A 16,989-nucleotide genomic window follows, 5' to 3' on the forward strand; every position below is an offset into this window, starting at 1 on the left:
ACTCAAGCCCGCCTTCAGCCCCGCCCCACCCCGTTGATCCGACAGGTGCCCGTCCGCCGGTAGGCCGGACCAGTGGAGGATCTCCAGGGCCAGGGCTGTGTCAGCACCGTGAGGTTCTGCCGCTGGTAGTAGGTCTCAAGGCCGCTCCCGGCCTTGAATGACAGCAGACCAGAGCGGGCTCCGGGCAACCAGGGGGCCCGCAGCTCGCCCCGCGCCGGGGCCCGCATCACCCGGGAGATTCGCCGGGCGACGCCGAGCGCCCCCATTGTTACGGGGGTTTCTCAGACCACCCCAGCGATCTTCAGTGCGCAGAATCCGATCCACGCCAAGACGGCGACGAAGATGGCCGCGATGAAGAAGTTGCCGATGGCCGTGACCGGGTGGCGGTCATCGAGATCCTCGGTGGCCAGCGCGGTTCGCTGCGGGGACGGCGTGTGCGAGGCCATCGTCCTGGGCGGGATGTAGGTCGGCCGGTCGGGCACTGGCCCCCAGGTGAATCCCATTCCATAGCCACTGCCGTCGGACTTATAGCCGTAGCCGTGCCGGTACCCGTGTCGCATTACCGTCTCCGCTCGTCCAACTCGACCCAATTGGTTGGACGCATATCGCGCGGCCGAGGTTGCATTGGCAGACGAGCGTGCCCTGGCGAAGGACAGCTCGGCAGCCTGGCGGTCGAGGTCACCGATGACCCCGCCCCCCGGACCATCCCCCTAGACGCTCTCCACGAGTTCGGCGACCTCGCGCCGGCCCGCGCGGAAGTAGCGCCCGGAGGTGGCCGCCGAGGGGTATCCGAGGACGTATTGCACCTGGGCGGGGTCGACGCCGGCGCGGCACAGTCGGGTGGTCTGGGTGTTCCGGACCCGGTGCGGTCGCAGGCCCCGCGATCCCGGCCGCCTCGCCGACCGCGAGCACCACCTGTGTGATGCCGGAGATCGTCAGCGGCCCGCGCCGCCCCAGCCACAGCGGTCCGTCGGCGCGGCCGCGCTCGGCGAGGCAGTCCAGCAGCGCCGCCCGCGCCGGCGCCGGGAGGGGCACCTCGCGCACCTGGTCGCCCTTGCCGTGCAGCCGGATCTCGCCCCTGCGCGCGGTCACCGTGAATCGGCGAGTGAGAACGGGGCCCAGATGTGAAGCTGAGTTGCCCCCAGTTGGCGATCTCGGGTGGGTGTCCGTCGAACGAGAACTGGCCCCCACCCCCGTCAGGGGCTGTCTTCGATCCCCCAGCGGGATTGAGACGGCATCTGGGAAAGTGACGGAATGGAGATTGTCAACCGCACGCTCACAGCAGAAGTGCTCGCGGCACTGACCTACTGGCCCGGCATCGTGTACGGGGGGCAGAAGAACCCTCCGGACCCGGTGGACATCATGGTGCTGCGCTCCTTCTTCAACGAGATGCTGCAGGAGCTGCCCTGGTGGAACCGCGGCTGGGAAGTCAGCCACGTCAAGCCGGGCATCCCCTCGGAGATCGCGAGCGACTACGCCCGTTCTGCCACGGGGTTCACCGAGGTGTCCGTGCCGGGCACCGTCAGCGACGGCTGCGGTGATGGTCTTCCCTTCGTCGCGCAGGTCAGGTTCGAGCGGGACCGGTTGATCCGGTTCCAGGCCAAGATCGGCGACATGGTCATCGTTCCCGCGACGGCACCTGGCGGCCGGCCGGAGCCGCATCCGTTCGCCGCGGTGTTCACCAGGCTGATGGACCTGCGCGGGATCCCGACCAGGGACATGGCGGAGCAGACCGGACGATCGAGGGTCACCATCGACATGCTGCGCGACGGGTGCATCAACCCGGATGCGGCCTTCGTCAAGGAGATCGCCGAAACTCTGGACATGTCCGAAGCGGACATCAGAGCCATCGCCGGACTGGACGAGTGATCCGGTCCCCCGGCCTTCAGAAACGGGCAGTCAGGGGTGGGGCCAGTTGTTGGTTCGCTCGGTCAGGCGGGTTCGGCGGCTTGGCGGGCTCGGGTCTGGGCCATCCGGTAGGAATCGTTGGCGTTGAAGGTGAGGCGGTCGACGATGGCGCCGCAGAGGCGGGGTCGGTGAAGGTGTTGGTCCAGCCGCCGAAGCTCTCGTTGGAGGCGATCGCGCCGCTGGCCTTCTCCTCGCATTCGGTGAGGACCTGGAAGAGCAGGTCGGCGCCGCGTTTGTCGAGTTCCAGCTCCGTGAGGCCGAGAACGGCGGCGGCGTCATCCCGCTGATCTCACCCGAAGAAGACCAGTGACGCAGTCCGCGGAAGCGGCCTATCGCTGTCCGCTACGGCATGCCGTTACTGGCCGAAGAGTATTTTCATTGAACGCGCTATAGCCTTCTGCGACGATGCGGCCGGTGGGATGGGAGGCACTCGAGCAGTGGGGCGATGACGTCGTTCGCGGTGAACCGCTCACCGGCGGAGCCGGTGTCAACGCGGTGTGGCGCATGCGGGTCAACGGGCACCTCGCGGTCGCGCGTCTCGGTCGGCGCAGCGACGCCGATCTCGCGTGGGAGACCAGCCTGCTGCGACACCTCCACTGGGAAGGGATGCCAGTGCCCGTGCCGATCCCGACCACCGACGGCCGATACTTCGCCGACGGTCTGGTGGTGATGACCTACGTGGAGGGCCGGCCACCCGCGAGCGAAGCCGACTGGCGTCGCGTCGCCGGCACACTCCGCCGGCTGCATCGGCTCACGCGCGGCTGGCCGCAACGGCCGGGCTGGAGATCGTCGACCGACCTTCTGCACGCCGAGACCGGGACGAGGGTCGACCTCGGCGAAATGCCGGCTGAGGGCGTCGTCCGGTGCCGGGCGGCGTGGGCGCGACTCACCGATCGCACGACGTGCGTCGTCCACGGCGACCCCAACCCGGGCAACATCCGCATGACCGCGGACCGCGTCACGATGATCGACTGGGATGAGTCGCACGTCGACGTTCCCGACCTCGACCTGGCACTGCCGCACAACGCCGCCGGTCTCGATGACGACGCCTACGACATCGCCACGCAGGCGAAGGCCGCATGGGAAGCCGCCGTCTGCTGGGACCCCAGCGGGACCGACCAGTTCGCAGTCAAGCGGCTCGCCGAAGTCCGACCGGCCTAGGGCCTGCACCTTTCCTGGCCACCAGCCCCCACCCCTGACCGCACACCGGCACCCCGCACTGACCACTCACCAGCACCGGTCCGGCCACCCACTGGCGGCCTACTCGTGGAGTGCAGATACGACGAGCACGGTGCGTCCGGTCGGGGCAGCGGCGACAGCCGCAACGGCTCGCGGCCAAGACCGAGCTGACCGGCGTGGGCGAACGGTGCCGTCGCTGAGCGCCAAGGGCCTCGCGCACGGAGAAATCTCGGCGCACCTGGTCGCCGAGGTCTACGCCCCTTGACCACCGCTCATGGCCGTTCGCCAGGATGCACGGACGGCGACGTGGGGGTGTTGTTCGACCTGCACTCACGCACCCGGCCTGTGGGTCGGTCTGCACAGGGCGGGCGGTGGAGCCCGGTTCCTAGCATGACCGCGGAGCGCGGCCTGGTGGGCGGCGCCCCGGTCAGTGTCCCGCCGATTGCAGGAGGTGCGATGAGCGGCGTCGAACTGCGCAACTTCATCGACGGTGAGTTCGCCGCAGCGGCGGACTCCGGCGCGATGGAGATCGTCGACCCGTCGGACGGCGCGGTGTACGCGACGGCGCCGAGGTCGGAGGCCGCGGACGTCGACCGGGCCTGCCTGGCGGCCGAGAAGGCCTTCGCCGGGTGGCGGCGGACGACGCCGGGCGAGCGGATGGCCGTTCTGCTGCGCATGGCGGAGGCCGTCGAGCGCAACGCGGACGAACTGGTCGAGATCGAGTGCCGGGGCACCGGCAAGCCGCCGGAGTTGACGATGCGGGAGGAGGTCGTCCCGATCATCGACCAGCTCCGATTCTTCGCGGGCGCGGCGCGGATGCTCGAAGGGAAGGCGACGGCGGAGTACGTGCGCGGCCACTCCTCCTCCGTGCGCCGGGAACCGGTCGGCGTCGTCGGGGCGATCGCGCCGTGGAACTATCCGGCGATGATGGCGGTCTGGAAGTTCGGCCCGGCCCTGGCGGCGGGGAACACGATCGTGCTCAAGCCGTCCGACACGACACCCGCGAGCGCCGTTTTCCTGGCCGGGCTCTTCGCCGACCTGCTCCCGCCCGGCGTTTTCAACGTGGTGTGCGGCGACCGGCGAACAGGTGCGGCGCTGGCCGGACACCCGGTTCCGGCGATGGTGTCGATCACCGGGAGCACCGCGGCGGGCCGCGCCGTCGCTCGGTCGGCGGCGGACACGGTGAAGCGGGCCCATCTGGAGCTCGGCGGCAACGCGCCCGTGCTGGTCTTCGGCGACGCCGACCTGGAGGCCGCGGCCGACGGGATCGCTTTTGCCGGCTACTTCAACGCCGGGCAGGACTGCACCGCGGCCACCCGGGTGATCGTCGCCGAGGAGGCGCACGACGCGTTCGTCGGCGCGCTGGTCGAGCGGGTCCGCCGGATCGGGCTGTCGCGGGACGAGCCCGCCGCGGACCGCGTCCTGGACATTCCGCCGCTGAACAACCCGGACCAGCTCGCACACGTCGCGGGCCTGGTCGCGCGGGCCCCATCGCACGCGAAGGTGCTCGTCGGCGGCCGGGAGGCCGGCGGCCCCGGCTACTTCTACCTGCCGACGGTGGTCGACGGGGTGACCGCGGCGGACGAACTCAGCCGCACCGAGATCTTCGGTCCGGTGGTCACCGTGCAGACGTTCCGCGGCGAGGCCGATGCGGTCCGGCAGGCCAACGACTCGCCGTACGGCCTGGCCTCCAGCGTGTGGACGCGCGACCACGCACGGGCGCTGCGCGTCTCCGCCGCCGTCGACGCCGGCCACGTCGGTGTGAACTGCCACCTCCCGCCGGTGCACGAGATGCCGCACGGCGGCGTCAAGCAGTCCGGCTACGGCAAGGACCTCTCGCTGTACTCCGTCGAGGAGTACACGCGGGTCAAGCACGTCCTGTCGGCGCTCGGCGAGGACGCCGAGTGACCCGCCCCCCCGACCCCGCGCTTGGAGGCTGCGAGACCATGACCGACGCACCGAGGACCGGCCCGGTGGACGCGACGAGGATCCCCCGGTACGCCGATCCGGGCACCTTCGCCCGGCTGCCCCGGGCCGACCAGGTCGACCAGGTCGACGTGGCGATCGTGGGGGTGCCGTTCGACACCGGCGTGTCCTACCGTCCCGGGGCACGTTTCGGGCCGGGCCACGTCCGGGCGTCGTCGAAGCTGCTCAGGCCGTACCATCCGCCCCTCGACGTCGAGCCTTTCCACGCCCAGCAGGTCGCCGACGCCGGCGACATGGGGGTGAACCCGTTCGACATCGAGGAGGCGATCGCCACCATCGAGCGCCGGTCGGACGAGCTGCGCGCGGACGGGGCGAAGCTGCTGACGATCGGCGGCGACCACACCATCGCGCTGCCGCTGCTGCGGTCGCTGCACCGCGACCACGGCCCGATCGCGGTGCTGCACTTCGACGCGCACCTCGACACCTGGGACACCTACTTCGGCGCCCCCTACACCCACGGCACCCCGTTCCGCCGGGCCGGCGAGGAGGGCCTGCTGGACCCCGAGCACTGCATGCACATCGGGATCCGCGGCCCGCTGTACTCGCGGGAGGACCTGGCGGACGACGACGCGCTCGGGTTCCAGATCGTCCGCGCCGACGACTACGAGACCGGCGGGACGGCCGCCGCGGTGGAGCGGATGCGGGCCCGGCTGGGCGACCGGCCGGTGTACGTGTCGGTCGACATCGACGTGCTGGACCCGGCCCACGCCCCCGGCACCGGCACCCCGGAGGCGGGCGGGCTGACCAGCCGGGAGCTGCTGGCCACGCTGCGGGGGCTGGCCGGGCTGAACCTCGTCGGCGCCGACATCGTGGAGGTCGCGCCGGCCTACGACCATGCCGAGATCACCGGGATCGCCGCTGCTCACGTGGGGTACGAGCTGCTCAGCGTGCTCGCCTTGGACCGTTCCGGCGAATCCCAATGAAGAAGGAGTGAGACACGTGCACACCACGAAGCCGGCCTTCGCGTGGTCGCCGAGGTCCTGGCCGTCGGAGCGGGCGTACGCCGTCCCGGACGCCGAGGAGGTCTGGTGCTACACCGACCGGTTCTCCTACTTCCCCGGCGAGACCGTCGCGTTCCACCTGAGCGCGAGCGTCCCGTCGTTCACCGTCGAGATCGTCCGCGACGGCGCCCGGCCGGAGACGGTCTGGCGGCGCGACGGTGTCACGGCCGGGCGGCACGAGGCGCCCGCCGACGCCCACGCGAAGGGCTGCGGCTGGCCCGCCGGCCTCACGCTGGAGATCCCGGACGGTTGGCGCCCCGGCTTCTACATCGTCACCGTCCGGGCGGTGCTGAGCGACGGCGAGCTCTGGGAGCGCGAGCACTTCTTCGTGGTGAAGGCCCCGGCGGGGCGGCGCCCGAAGGCGGCGATCGTCCTGACCACGGGGACCATGCTGGCCTACAACGACTGGGGCGGCGCCAACCACTACCGCGGCCTCGGCGACGACCCGCGCGACGACGCGGGCTGCCCGCTCGCCTCGACGCAGCGCCCGATCGCGCGCGGCATGATCCGCAAGCCGGAGGGCGCGCCGCGGGAGGCGAACCACCTCACGCTGCCGATGAACGGCGCGCCCCGGTACGCCTCCTACGAGTGGGCCCGCCTGAACGGCTACAGCCGCCATCACGGCGACGCGTTCTGGGCGTCCTACGAGCGGCTGTTCGTCCGGTGGGCCGAGGAGCGCGGCTACGAGCTGGACTACCTCACCCAGCACGACCTGCACGTCGACGAGACCGTGCTCGACGGCTACCGCTGCGTGATCGTGGTGGGCCACGACGAGTACTGGAGCTGGGAGATGCGCGACGCCGTCGACCGGTTCGTGGACGGCGGCGGGGGCCTGGCCCGGTTCGGCGGGAACTACCAGTGGCAGGTCAGGCTCAGCGACGACCTGACCACGCAGTACTGCTACCGCCTCCCCTCGCTCGACCCCGACACCGAGCGGTCGCCGCGGACCGCCACGACGATGTGGGAGGCCAAGTCCGTCGGACGGCCCGGCGCGACCACGGTGGGCCTCAACGGGCTCGGCGGCGTCTACACGCGCTACGGGGTCGCGACCCCGCGGTCGTCGGGCGGGTTCATCGTCTACCGGCCCCACCACTGGGCCTTCGAGGGCACCGACCTCTACTACGGCGACCAGCTCGGCGCGGCCCCGACCTTCCTGGCCGCGTTCGAGGTGGACTCGGTCGAGTACACCTTCCGCCGGGGCCTGCCGTACTCGACGTTCGAGGACGGCGCGCCGGAGACGCTGGAGATCCTCGCGCTGACCCCGGCGGTCCGCGGCGAGGAGGACCGGTTCGGCGGCCTGCTGCCCATGGGCGGGCCCGAGGAGGAGGTCTACGCCTACAACCGCGAGCTCGGCGACGACCTGCCCGACTACGTGAACGAGGGCGGGATGCGCGGCGCCGGGATGATCGCGGCGTTCACCCGCGGGCGCGGCGAGGTCTTCAACGGCGGCTCGACGGAGTGGCCCTACGCGCTGCACGTCGGCGACCCCTACGTCGACCGCATCGTCCGCAACGTGCTCGACCGGTTCCTGACCCGCGACCTGGAAGGCTGAGGCGAGGCTGATCATGGACATCACCGGCGTCGTCCGGCTCTCCCCGGAGACCGGGACGGCCAACGTCCCGCCCATCGAGGGCTACGAGGTGCTCTCCGCGCAGTGGCGCGAGACCGAGTACCTCGCCTACGGCGGCCCCGCCAAGGAGTACACGGGCGGGTTCTGGACCGGGGAACCCGGCGCGGTGCGGATCGACCCGTGGCCCTACGACGAGATCTGCGTGATCCTCAGCGGCCGGGTCGCCGTCGCCGACCTCGACGGCGGCCGCGCCGAGTTCGGCGCCGGCGAGGCCTTCTTCATCCCGCGGGGCTTCGCGGGCGACTGGGTGACGATCGAGCCCACGAGCAAGGTTTTCGTCGCCGTCACCCGCTGAATGCTCCGTTTGCGTAGTCATGGCCGTACTGCGGCTACCTTGGCGTCGTGCTTCCTCTCCGGCTCTTCCTGACCCGGCTCGGGCTGCGGCCGCTCGGCGCCGCCGACCCGTCCGAGCGGTGGGTCCGGTGGGTCCACGTCAGCGAGCTGCCCGACCCCTCCCCGTTCCTGCGGGGAGGGGAGCTGCTGCTGCTCGCCGGGACCGGCTTCCGCCCGGCCGACAGCCGTGACTACGTGCGGCGGCTGGCCGAGACGGGGGTCGTCGCGCTCGGGTTCGGGGTGACGCCCGTCTTCGACGCCGTGCCGCCCGAGCTCGTCGCCGCGTGCGACGAGTTCGGCATGGTGGTCCTGGAGGTCCCGGCCCGGGTGCCGTTCGCCTCGGTGGTCGAGCTCCACCACGCCGAGCTGGTCCGCGCCGAGACCCGCGGCCTGAAGCGGATCTCGGAGGGACAGGCGGTGCTGATCAAGGCCGCGGCGGGCCCTGGCCCGCTGCGGGCCGTGGTGGAGCGGACCGCCGACCTGCTCGACGGGTGGGTCCGGGTCGTGGACCGCAACCGGCACAGGACCTGGACGGCCGGGCCGGTCCGGGACGACCCCGAGGTGAGCGCGGCGCTCGACCAGGCCTGCCGGAGCCGGTCGCCGATGAGCGCGGCGCTCACCACCGCCGAGGAGCACGTCGAGGTCCAGCGGCTGCTCGGTCCCGCCCCCACCGGCTACGCGATGGCCGTCGCGCGGCGCGCCCCGTTCACCGTCGCCGACCGGGGCCTCGTCGGCGTCGCCGCCTCGGCCCTCTCCCTGCTCTTCACCGCCCCCTCGGAGGCGAGCTCGCCGGAGGCGCTCGGCACCGCCGTCGTCGCCGGGCTGCTGCGGCTCCCCGCCCTCGCCCGCGACCTCGCCGCACCCCTCGACCGGGCGGCGGACGTCCGGTGGCGGATCGTCCGCGGCCCCCTCGACGCACCGCCCGGCTCCCGGGAGACGATCGTCCAGCGGCTGTCGGCGCTGCTCGGGACCCCCTTCGTCGCACAGGACGGCTCCTCCTTCGTCGCGCTCGTCCCGGAGGACACGGTGGACGGGCTGCCGCACGCGCTGGACGAGGCGGGCCTGCCCGCGGGGATCAGCCGCCCCCACCCCGCCGCGGACCTCGACCCCGCCTGGGGCGAGGCGGGCGCCGCGCTCGACGCGGCCCGCGTCGGCGGCGCGACCGTGGTCGCGGGGGCCGGCCTCCACGGCGTCATGGCGCTGCTGGACTCCCTCCAGGCGTCCCGGTACGCCGACCGGCTCCTCGCGGGCCTCGACGCGGCCCCGTCCCCGGACCCCGCCCTGCTGGCCGGCACGCTGCGCAGCTGGCTGGCGCACCACGGCAACTGGGACCGCACCGCCTCCGACCTCGGCGTGCACCGCAACACCGTGCGGCACCGCATCCGCCGGATCAGCGGGCTGCTGGACCTGGACCTCAACGACCCGGACGTGCGCATGGAACTGTGGTTCGCGCTGCGATGGCGGAGCCAGATCCATTGAACCGGCCGGGACGATACGCACAACCCGAACCTCCGGATGGGGCTGAACGTCCACTTCTGCCGTGCGAGAGGGCTTCCTAGCGTTGGCGCAGCGAGCTCCCGCGGACTCCCGGAGGCGGATGACCATGTCGACACACCCAGGTACCGAACACCCGGGCAGCAACGGCCTTGCGGCGAACGCGATGGGGACGAAGGACCTCGTCTTCACGGTCCTGGCGGCGCTGGCGCCGCTGACCCTGATCGTCGCGGTGGCGCCCCTGCACTTCCTGAAGGGCGGCGCGGCCGTCCCGGGCGCCTACCTGGTGGCGGGCCTCGTGATGGCGCTGTTCGCGGTCGGTTTCATGACCATGAGCCGGTACGTCCGCAACGCCGGGGCGTTCTACGCCGTGATCACCCGCGGACTGGGCCGGCCGGCCGGGTCGGGTGCGGCGACGCTGGCCCTGCTCGCCTACAACACCCTGCAGATCAGCACCTACGGGGCCCTCGGGCTCTACGCAGCGGACACCTTCGACAAGTACACCGGCGTGTCGCTGCCCTGGTGGGTCTTCGCGCTGGTCGCGGTCGTGCTGGTGGCATGGCTCGGCTACCGCGGCATCCACACCAGCGCCCGGATCCTCGGGATCCTGCTCGTCCTCGAGATCGCGGTGCTCGTGGTGATGGCGGTGTGCGTGCTCGCCAAGGGCGGCGCCGGCGAGACGTCCTTCACGTCCTTCTCCCCCGCGACGGTGTTCACGCCGTCCAACGCGGCGATGTTCGCGCTGGTGTTCGGCGCGTTCATGGGGTTCGAGTCCACCGCGATCTTCAGCGAGGAGGCGCGCGGCGGGATCCGGACGGTGCGCCGCGCGACCTACGTCGCGGTCGGCTTCATCGCCGTCTTCTACGCGCTGATCACCTGGACGATCGTGCAGGCCGTCGGCGCGGACGGCATCGCGGCGGCCGCCGGCCAGGACACCGCCGGGCTGGTCATCGGGGTGTTCGACCGGTACACCCCGGGCGGGGTCTCGGCCGTCATGCAGGTCCTGCTGCTCACCAGCGCCTTCGCCGCGCTGCTGGCACTGCACAACGCGGCGAACCGGTACCTGTTCGCGCTGGGCCGCGAGGGGCTCATGCCGAAGGCGTTCGGACGCACGCACCCGCGCACGCGGGCCCCGCTGGCGGCCGGCGCGGCGCAGACGGCGGCGGCGGGCGTCGTCGTGGTGCTGTGGGCCGCGTTCGACCTCGACCCCTACCTCCAGCTGCTGCTGTGGGGCAGCGCGATCGGCTTCCTCGGGATCATCGTCCTGTGGGCCCTGTGCTGCCTCGCCGTGATCTCCTACCTGCGGCGCAACGCCCCCGAGGCGGGCCTCTGGCGCACCCTGATCGCCCCCGGTCTCAGCTTCGCCGCCCTCTGCGTGATCCTCGTCCTCGCGCTCGCCAACGTCTCGCTGCTGACCGGTGCGGGCACGGTGACCAACGCGGTGCTGCTCGGCCTCGGCGTGCTCGCGTTCGCGGGCGGGATCGCCTCGGCGCTGTCGCTGCGCTCGCGGGCCCCGGAACGGTACGCCGTCCTCGCCGAGGCCGGCGTCGACGAGCCCGCCGAGACGGTCGCCGTGGAGCCCGCGTGACCTGGCAGCGCGGTTACCGGGCCCTCGACCTGGCGGCGTCCTGGAACGCCCCCCTGACCCTGCTCGACGACGTGGACGCCTCCTTCACCGGGGAGCGGACGCTCTACGGCCTGCCCTTCCGCTTCGGCACCGACCTCGACGGTGCGTCCCTCGTCCGGGTGACGCAGGACGCCCCGGCCGTGATCCCCGTGGACGAGGACTGCCAGTGGATCCTCTTCGCCCACGCCATCGAGGAACCGAGCCTCTTCGAGGGCGCCCCGGTCGGCGAGACCGTCGCCCGCTACACCCTCCGGTACACCGACGGCGGCGCGGAGAGCGTCCCCGTGCGGCAGCGGTTCGAGATCGGCCCCACCCCGCGGCTGTGGGAGGGCCGCCCGCTCCCGCTGGACTGGGGCCAGACCCCCTTCCTCGCCCTGCCCGACGCGCAGCACCGCCTCATGCACCGCACCTGCGGGCGCTACGACGCCGCCGGGGCCAGGTACGTCGACATCGACGACCCGCAGGCGCGCTCCCCTTACGTCCTGCCCTACCGCTTCTACTTGTGGCCGTGGCGCAACCCTCACCCGGGGCGCCGGGCGGCCGCCCTCGAGATCGAGACCGCCGGCCCGGCCGTCCTGATCGGCGCGATCACGCTGAGCCGGCTTGCCGAGGAGCCGTTCGGCCGGACGGTCTCCCGCGAGCTGATCTTCTCGCTCGCCCGCGGATCGGTGGACGAGGACGTCGCGGTGACCGTCGACCGCGGCACCGCCACCTACGCCTACCGGACGGTCGACGACGCCGGCCTGTCGACCCCGCCGGCGTGGGGAGGCGCGACCAGCGAGCGCACCGGGTACGTCCGGGTCGCCGCGGTACCGTCCGCGACCGTCGCCCTCGACGTCGCCGGAACCGTCGAAGCCCGCTTCACCTGGGGCGACCTCCTCGAACAGGGCCGGATCACCACCGGCGACGGCACCGAATGGCGGCTGACCGAGCCGGGCCGCGCCTGGATCAGGGGGACGGTCGTCGACGCCGCCACCGGCGAGCCGCTGACCTGCCGCCTGCACTTCCACACCCCCGACGGCATCCCGCTCGCGCCCTATGGGCACCACGCGCACATCAACTCCGACGGCAACACCTGGAACCTGGACATCGGCGGCGACGTCCGCCTCGGCCAGCGGACGTACGCCTACATCGACGGCGAGTTCGAGGGGTGGCTGCCCCACGGGCGGGTCATCGTCGAGGCCGCGCACGGCTTCGACTACGTCCCGCTGCGCGAGGAGCTGACGATCCGGCCGGGGCAGCGAACCCTCGAACTGCGCCTCGAACGCTTCCACGACCCGGAGGCGGACGGCTACGTCGCCGGGGACACCCACGTCCACTTCGTCTCGACGCACGGCGCCGAGCTCGAGGCGCGCGGCGAGGGAGTGCGGGTCACCAACCTCCTGCTGAGCCAGTGGGGCCACCTGCACACCAACGTCGAGGACTTCACCGGGCACCCGCACACCTCCGCGGACGGCGCGACCCACGTCCACACCGGCCAGGAGAACCGGACCGCGATGCTGGGCCACATCAACCTGCTCGGCCTGCGCGCGCCGATCCGCCCCTGGTGCACCGGCGGCGCCGAGGAGTCCGACCTCGGCGGCGGCCTGGAGACCACCCTCGCCCACTGGGCCGACGAGTGCCACGCCCAGGGCGGGACCGTCCTGCTCGCGCACTTCCCCGTCCCCAACGGCGAGGCCGCCGCCCTGATCGCCACCGGACGGCTCGACGGCGTCGAGATGATCGCCTACGACGACTACAACATCACCCAGTACTACCGCTATCTCAACGCCGGATACCGCCTCACCCTCGTCGGCGGCACCGACAAGATGAGCAGCGAGGTGCCGATCGGCCTCGTCCGCACCTACGCCCGCGTCACGGACCCGGCGACGATGGACTACTGGGACTGGTGCGAGGCCGTCCGCTCGGGCGACACCGTCGTCACCAGCGGCCCCCACCTGCGGCTGTCGGTCGACGAGGCCCCGCCCGGTTCGGTGCTCACCGGCACCGGCGGCAGGACCGTGCACGGCGCGGCGGAGTTCCGCTCGATCTTCCCCATCGACCGCCTGGAGATCGTGGTCGACGGCACGGTCGTCGAATCGCGGCGCTGGGACGAGCCCGTCCTGACCGGCTCGCTCGACTTCGACTTGCAGGTCGAGGAGTCCTCGTGGGTCGCGGCCCGGTGCTACGGGCCGGGCGACGGCATCGCCCGCCACCGGGACGTCTGGGAGCGGCCCATCATGGCCCACACCTCCCCCGTCTACCTCGCCGCCGACGACGCGTACCGGCGGACCGACGAGGGCGTCCTCGCCGAGATGCTGCACCTCATCGACGGCGTGGAGGAGCACATCCGCCACCGCGCCAGGACCGTGTGGCCGGGCCCCGTCGGCCACCGCCACGGGACGTCCGACCACACCCGGTACCTGCTCGCACCGCTGGCCGAGGCAAGACAGGCGATCCGAGCATCCTCGATGACCGGCCCTGCCGAACCCGCCTCCGTACGCCGAACCAACCGCGCCGGTAACGAATCAGACGCGCCTAAGAGCTCCTAACGGAATGACCGGGTTGAGATGAGTGCTGTCATGGCGCGGCCGGTCCGTACCGGCCCGGCCGACCGGTCAGAGCCGACCACAGGCGGGTGAGCAGCCTTAGCGAGCGCACCGGTCCGTCCAGGTCCTCAAAGGCTGTGGTCATGGCAAGGCTGGTGAACTCGTCGAACGCGGTTCCCAACGTCACTCGAAGGCGCGCGTCCAAGGCGCGCCCGTGGCACGGGCCCGGAGAAGGTCCACGACGTCGGTGAGCCCGATTTCGATGCGCCCGTGGACGCGGGGATTGAGCAGTGTCGTGCCGTCGAAGTCCCCGGCGGATGCGAAGAGCGCGACCGGGATCGTCAATGCCTGGAAGAAGCCGAACAATGGCCGCATGGCGTGTTCCAGGACGAGCGCGTGGTGGTCGCCTCCGCCCGTGGCGGCGAGCAGGACGGGTTTGTTCGCGAGCGCGTACTGCTCGACGAGGTCGAAGAAGTGCTTGAACATGCCGGGGTACGAGCCGCGGAACACGGGTGCGGCGGCGATGAGGAGATCGGCGTTCTCGGCGAGCCGGAGCGCCTCGGCGACCTCCGGGGTGACGTCCTCGCGCTCGATCGCCCCGGTGAAACCGGCGCCCAGGTGGTACACGTCGACCCGGGACGCCTCGATGGGGAGCATGTCCTTCAGGGTGTCGAGGATGACGTCGACGAGTCCCATGGTCTTGGAGGGACGGCTGGGGCTGCCGTTGACGATGACGACCCGCAGGGCCGGGGTTCGGGGGGCCGGTTCGGCGGTGCGCTCCTGCTCGGCGATGGTCATGCCGCGCTCCTGTGGCGCAGCGCGACTTCCCGGCGTACGACGGGCGCGACTTCGGTGGCGAGGAGTTCGATCGCCTCGAGGTGGTCCTTTTGCGGCACTCCGCCGAAGCCCATCTGGAGGAGGGCGCGGTCGAGGCCGTACAGCTCGTGGTAGCCGAGGAGCTTGTCGATGATCTCCTGCGGGCTGCCGACCAGCAGGCCGGCCCGCGGTGAGGCCTGCGCGTCGAACGCGGCCCGGGGCATCCGGAAGCCGCGGCCGCGCTGGTGGTTGTTGTCCATCATGCCCTTGGCGAAGTAGGGGTACATGACGTCGCGGGCGCGCTGGCTGGTGCGGGCGACGAACCCGTGCACGTTGATGCTGATCGGCAGCGCGTCCGCGTCGTGCCCGGCTTCGGCCGCGGCCGCCCGGTACAGCTCGACGGTCTCCTGGTGGTAGGTCATCGGTCCGAGGAGCAGGGCCAGTGCCATGGGCAGGCCGAGGCGTCCGGTGCTGACGGCCGAGGCGGGTGATCCGCCGACGCCGACCCAGATCGGGAGGGTGCCGCCGTCGGCGCGGGGCGCGATGTCGGCGTCGACCAGCGGGGCGCGGAAGCGGCCCTGCCAGGTCAGCGGGTTCTGGTCGCGGATCTTGAGCAGCAGGTCGAGCTTCTCGCGGAAGAGGTCCGCGTAGTCCTTCAGGTCGTAGCCGAACAGCGGGAAGGACTCGGTGTAGGAGCCGCGGCCGGCGATGATCTCGGCGCGGCCGGCCGACAGCAGGTCGATCGTGGCGAACTGCTCCCAGACGCGCACGGGGTCCTCCGAGCCGAGGACGGTGACCGCACTCGTCAGCTTGATGTTCTCGGTCTTCTCGGCGGCGGCCGCCAGCAGGATGGCGGGCGCCGATCCGACGAAGTCCGAGCGGTGGTGCTCGCCGACGCCGAAGACGTCCAGGCCCGCCTGGTCGGCGACCCGCGCCTGCTCGATCGTCTCCCGGACCCGCCGCCGCGGGGACGGCAGGGCCCCCGTGGCCTGGTCCTCGGTGAGCTCCCCGAACGTCATGATGCCGATCTCGAACGACATGGTGTTCTCCTTCTTCCAATCCGTGAGTCCGTGCGAGCGGTGGCCGAGGCGACGGTGGATGCCCCCGGGTATCCACCGTCATCTCGCCTCGGGACGCCGATAGCGAAACCGGGTGCCGGTCCCCCGCGTTCGGGTCAGACGCCGGTCACCGCGGGGGGCCAGAGCTTGTCGATCGCGGCCTCGGCCTGGCGGCGGCTCTCTTCGGCCAGCGGGACGAGACTCGACATCGCGGGCTTTTCTGGAGCGAGCGTGAGCTCGGCGGTGATGAACCGCGGCTCCAGCCCCGTCAGGGAGAGACCGTGCGGCAGCCAGGCCGTCGCATGATCCCACCCCTCCTTCGGGGTGCCGACGCCGTAGCCGCCGCCCCGCGAGACGATCGCGACGAAGTCGCGGCCGCCCAGCAGGCCCTCCCTGCTCTCCGGGTGGTACGACAGGCCGGGCGCGATCAGATGGTCGACCCACGCCTTCACCGAACTGGGCACGCCGTAGTTGTACAGCGGCAGCCCCAGCAGGATCGTGTCGGCGGCGGCGACCTCGCCGACGAGCCGCTCGGTCAGGGCCCAGGACGCGGCCTGCGCCTCGGTGTGCTGCTCGGGCGGAACGAGCCTGCTGATGCCGGCGACGGCATCGAGATGGGGAACCGGGTCGGCACCGAGGTCGCGGTAGACGATGGTGCCTCCAGGGTGGGCGGCGCGCCATACGTCGGCGGCGCGCGCGGTGAGCCGCCGGCTGACCGAGCCGTCACCTTGGACGCTGGAGTCGATGTGGAGTAGCCGTGCCATGGTCAGAGCCCCTTCAGACGAAATCTAGTTGCCTATGCAGGCAACTATACGCGCCGCGGCCGTCATGGTCGCTGTGAGGCAGGCCACGCGGACATCGCCGAGCGGCCGAGCCCGCCGGTCTCGACCGTGGGGCCGTACGATCTCCGCCCCGTCCCGGCTCTTTACGGCCGGATTGGACGGCCTGAGGGCACCCTGAGGACGCCCCGAATCGGCGGCGCCGGTCGAAGAGGACGAGCGGGGAGGATCAGGGGCCGCCGCCGTCGCGGCGAAGACGAGGAAGTCCGCGGCGCCGGCCAGGGCGGGTGAGGATGCCTCGGCGGCCCGGCGAGGACCATCGGACCGGGGACATGAAGAACGCGAGGGCCGCGAAGGCGACGAAGGCGCCGATGAAGGCCGCGCGGGCCTGCGTCGGGGCCGTGATCCCCTGCGGGTGGTAGCGGGGCCGGTCGGCCAGGTCCGGGGTGCGCCCGGGGTCGGGGCGAGCACGACCGCGCTGGCCGCCATCAGGGCGAGGAATACCAGGTAGGGCACGGTCAGCGGATCGGCGACCCACTCGACGGCGGAGGGCGCGGTGTTCGGCGGCGAGGTCGAGGCCGGGCCACGGCCGGACGGCGGTTTCCCAGGTGCGCACCCGGATCTCGCTGCGCGAGGAGGCGCCCGCCTGA

At 72.0% G+C, this 16,989-nt stretch carries 14 protein-coding genes and 2 pseudogenes; 10 read left to right on the plus strand and 6 right to left on the minus strand.

Features of this window, described 5'->3' with window-relative positions:
* Positions 1-281: 281 nt before the first annotated feature.
* Both F9B16_RS02275 and F9B16_RS53985 read right to left on the minus strand, forming a co-directional pair.
* Positions 282-560, minus strand: coding sequence for a hypothetical protein (locus F9B16_RS02275; RefSeq protein ID WP_151538123.1), 279 nt, complete (start codon positions 558-560; stop codon positions 282-284).
* Between the two features lie 150 nt (positions 561-710).
* Positions 711-887: pseudogene (locus F9B16_RS53985) on the minus strand (tyrosine-type recombinase/integrase); the annotation flags it as partial.
* Positions 888-1,254: 367 nt separating this feature from the next.
* Between F9B16_RS53985 and F9B16_RS02285 the strand changes: the two are divergent.
* Complete coding sequence (locus F9B16_RS02285; RefSeq protein WP_151538124.1) at positions 1,255-1,869, plus strand: helix-turn-helix domain-containing protein; 615 nt, start codon at positions 1,255-1,257, stop codon at positions 1,867-1,869.
* Between the two features lie 16 nt (positions 1,870-1,885).
* Here the strand turns inward: F9B16_RS02285 and F9B16_RS53990 are convergent, their stop codons facing one another.
* Entirely contained in the window at positions 1,886-2,155 is a 270-nt protein-coding gene (locus F9B16_RS53990) for an ATP-binding protein (RefSeq protein WP_404800473.1), read from the minus strand.
* Between the two features lie 167 nt (positions 2,156-2,322).
* On the opposite strand from F9B16_RS53990, the gene F9B16_RS02295 reads away from it, so the two are divergent.
* The 9 genes and pseudogenes from F9B16_RS02295 (at position 2,323) to F9B16_RS02330 (ending at position 13,689) form a co-directional block, all read left to right on the plus strand.
* Entirely contained in the window at positions 2,323-3,069 is a 747-nt protein-coding gene (locus F9B16_RS02295; protein ID WP_151538125.1) for a phosphotransferase enzyme family protein, read from the plus strand.
* 117 nt (positions 3,070-3,186) lie between these two features.
* Positions 3,187-3,343 (plus strand): annotated as a pseudogene (locus F9B16_RS53995) (IS256 family transposase); the annotation flags it as partial.
* A gap of 200 nt (positions 3,344-3,543) precedes the next feature.
* The gene (locus F9B16_RS02300; RefSeq protein ID WP_151538126.1) at positions 3,544-4,995 is read left to right on the plus strand and encodes an aminobutyraldehyde dehydrogenase; all 1,452 of its coding nucleotides are present in this window, start codon (positions 3,544-3,546) and stop codon (positions 4,993-4,995) included.
* 38 nt (positions 4,996-5,033) lie between these two features.
* Entirely contained in the window at positions 5,034-5,996 is a 963-nt protein-coding gene (gene speB, locus F9B16_RS02305) for an agmatinase (protein ID WP_151538127.1), read from the plus strand.
* A gap of 16 nt (positions 5,997-6,012) precedes the next feature.
* Positions 6,013-7,626 (plus strand): N,N-dimethylformamidase beta subunit family domain-containing protein, encoded by a 1,614-nt coding sequence (locus F9B16_RS02310; RefSeq protein ID WP_225991272.1) that lies wholly within the window; start codon positions 6,013-6,015, stop codon positions 7,624-7,626.
* 13 nt (positions 7,627-7,639) lie between these two features.
* Positions 7,640-7,999, plus strand: a complete 360-nt coding sequence (locus F9B16_RS02315; protein ID WP_151538129.1) for a cupin domain-containing protein — start codon at positions 7,640-7,642, stop codon at positions 7,997-7,999.
* A 47-nt stretch (positions 8,000-8,046) separates the two neighbouring features.
* Complete coding sequence (locus F9B16_RS53495) at positions 8,047-9,516, plus strand: PucR family transcriptional regulator (RefSeq protein WP_151538130.1); 1,470 nt, start codon at positions 8,047-8,049, stop codon at positions 9,514-9,516.
* Between the two features lie 124 nt (positions 9,517-9,640).
* Complete coding sequence (locus F9B16_RS02325; RefSeq protein WP_192808576.1) at positions 9,641-11,119, plus strand: APC family permease; 1,479 nt, start codon at positions 9,641-9,643, stop codon at positions 11,117-11,119.
* Entirely contained in the window at positions 11,116-13,689 is a 2,574-nt protein-coding gene (locus tag F9B16_RS02330) for a CehA/McbA family metallohydrolase (RefSeq protein WP_151538132.1), read from the plus strand. The genes F9B16_RS02325 and F9B16_RS02330 overlap by 4 nt, the downstream gene beginning before the upstream one ends.
* 180 nt (positions 13,690-13,869) lie before the next feature.
* On the opposite strand, the gene F9B16_RS02335 is transcribed toward F9B16_RS02330, so the two are convergent.
* The 3 genes from F9B16_RS02335 to F9B16_RS02345 all read right to left on the minus strand — a co-directional run bounded on the left by F9B16_RS02335 (position 13,870) and on the right by F9B16_RS02345 (position 16,324).
* Complete coding sequence (locus F9B16_RS02335; RefSeq protein ID WP_151538133.1) at positions 13,870-14,484, minus strand: NAD(P)H-dependent oxidoreductase; 615 nt, start codon at positions 14,482-14,484, stop codon at positions 13,870-13,872.
* The gene (locus tag F9B16_RS02340) at positions 14,481-15,542 is read right to left on the minus strand and encodes an LLM class flavin-dependent oxidoreductase (protein WP_151538134.1); all 1,062 of its coding nucleotides are present in this window, start codon (positions 15,540-15,542) and stop codon (positions 14,481-14,483) included. Before F9B16_RS02340 ends, F9B16_RS02335 begins: the two co-directional genes overlap by 4 nt.
* Before the next feature lie 134 nt (positions 15,543-15,676).
* The gene (locus F9B16_RS02345; protein ID WP_151538135.1) at positions 15,677-16,324 is read right to left on the minus strand and encodes an FMN-dependent NADH-azoreductase; all 648 of its coding nucleotides are present in this window, start codon (positions 16,322-16,324) and stop codon (positions 15,677-15,679) included.
* Positions 16,325-16,989 lie beyond the last annotated feature (665 nt).

Origin of the sequence: Actinomadura montaniterrae, assembly GCF_008923365.1 — a bacterium.
In the GTDB taxonomy this organism is placed as follows: domain Bacteria; phylum Actinomycetota; class Actinomycetes; order Streptosporangiales; family Streptosporangiaceae; genus Spirillospora; species Spirillospora montaniterrae.

What these genes read in the sequence shown, in the direction of transcription:
- F9B16_RS02340 (WP_151538134.1), bottom strand. Translation starts at nt 15,542, where the DNA reads ATGTCGTTCGAGATCGGCATCATGACGTTCGGGGAGCTCACCGAGGAC.
- F9B16_RS02285 (WP_151538124.1), top strand. Translation starts at nt 1,255, where the DNA reads ATGGAGATTGTCAACCGCACGCTCACAGCAGAAGTGCTCGCGGCACTG.
- F9B16_RS02335 (WP_151538133.1), bottom strand. Translation starts at nt 14,484, where the DNA reads ATGACCATCGCCGAGCAGGAGCGCACCGCCGAACCGGCCCCCCGAACC.
- F9B16_RS02325 (WP_192808576.1), top strand. Translation starts at nt 9,641, where the DNA reads ATGTCGACACACCCAGGTACCGAACACCCGGGCAGCAACGGCCTTGCG.
- F9B16_RS02345 (WP_151538135.1), bottom strand. Translation starts at nt 16,324, where the DNA reads ATGGCACGGCTACTCCACATCGACTCCAGCGTCCAAGGTGACGGCTCG.
- F9B16_RS02300 (WP_151538126.1), top strand. Translation starts at nt 3,544, where the DNA reads ATGAGCGGCGTCGAACTGCGCAACTTCATCGACGGTGAGTTCGCCGCA.
- speB (WP_151538127.1), top strand. Translation starts at nt 5,034, where the DNA reads ATGACCGACGCACCGAGGACCGGCCCGGTGGACGCGACGAGGATCCCC.
- F9B16_RS02275 (WP_151538123.1), bottom strand. Translation starts at nt 560, where the DNA reads ATGCGACACGGGTACCGGCACGGCTACGGCTATAAGTCCGACGGCAGT.
- F9B16_RS02315 (WP_151538129.1), top strand. Translation starts at nt 7,640, where the DNA reads ATGGACATCACCGGCGTCGTCCGGCTCTCCCCGGAGACCGGGACGGCC.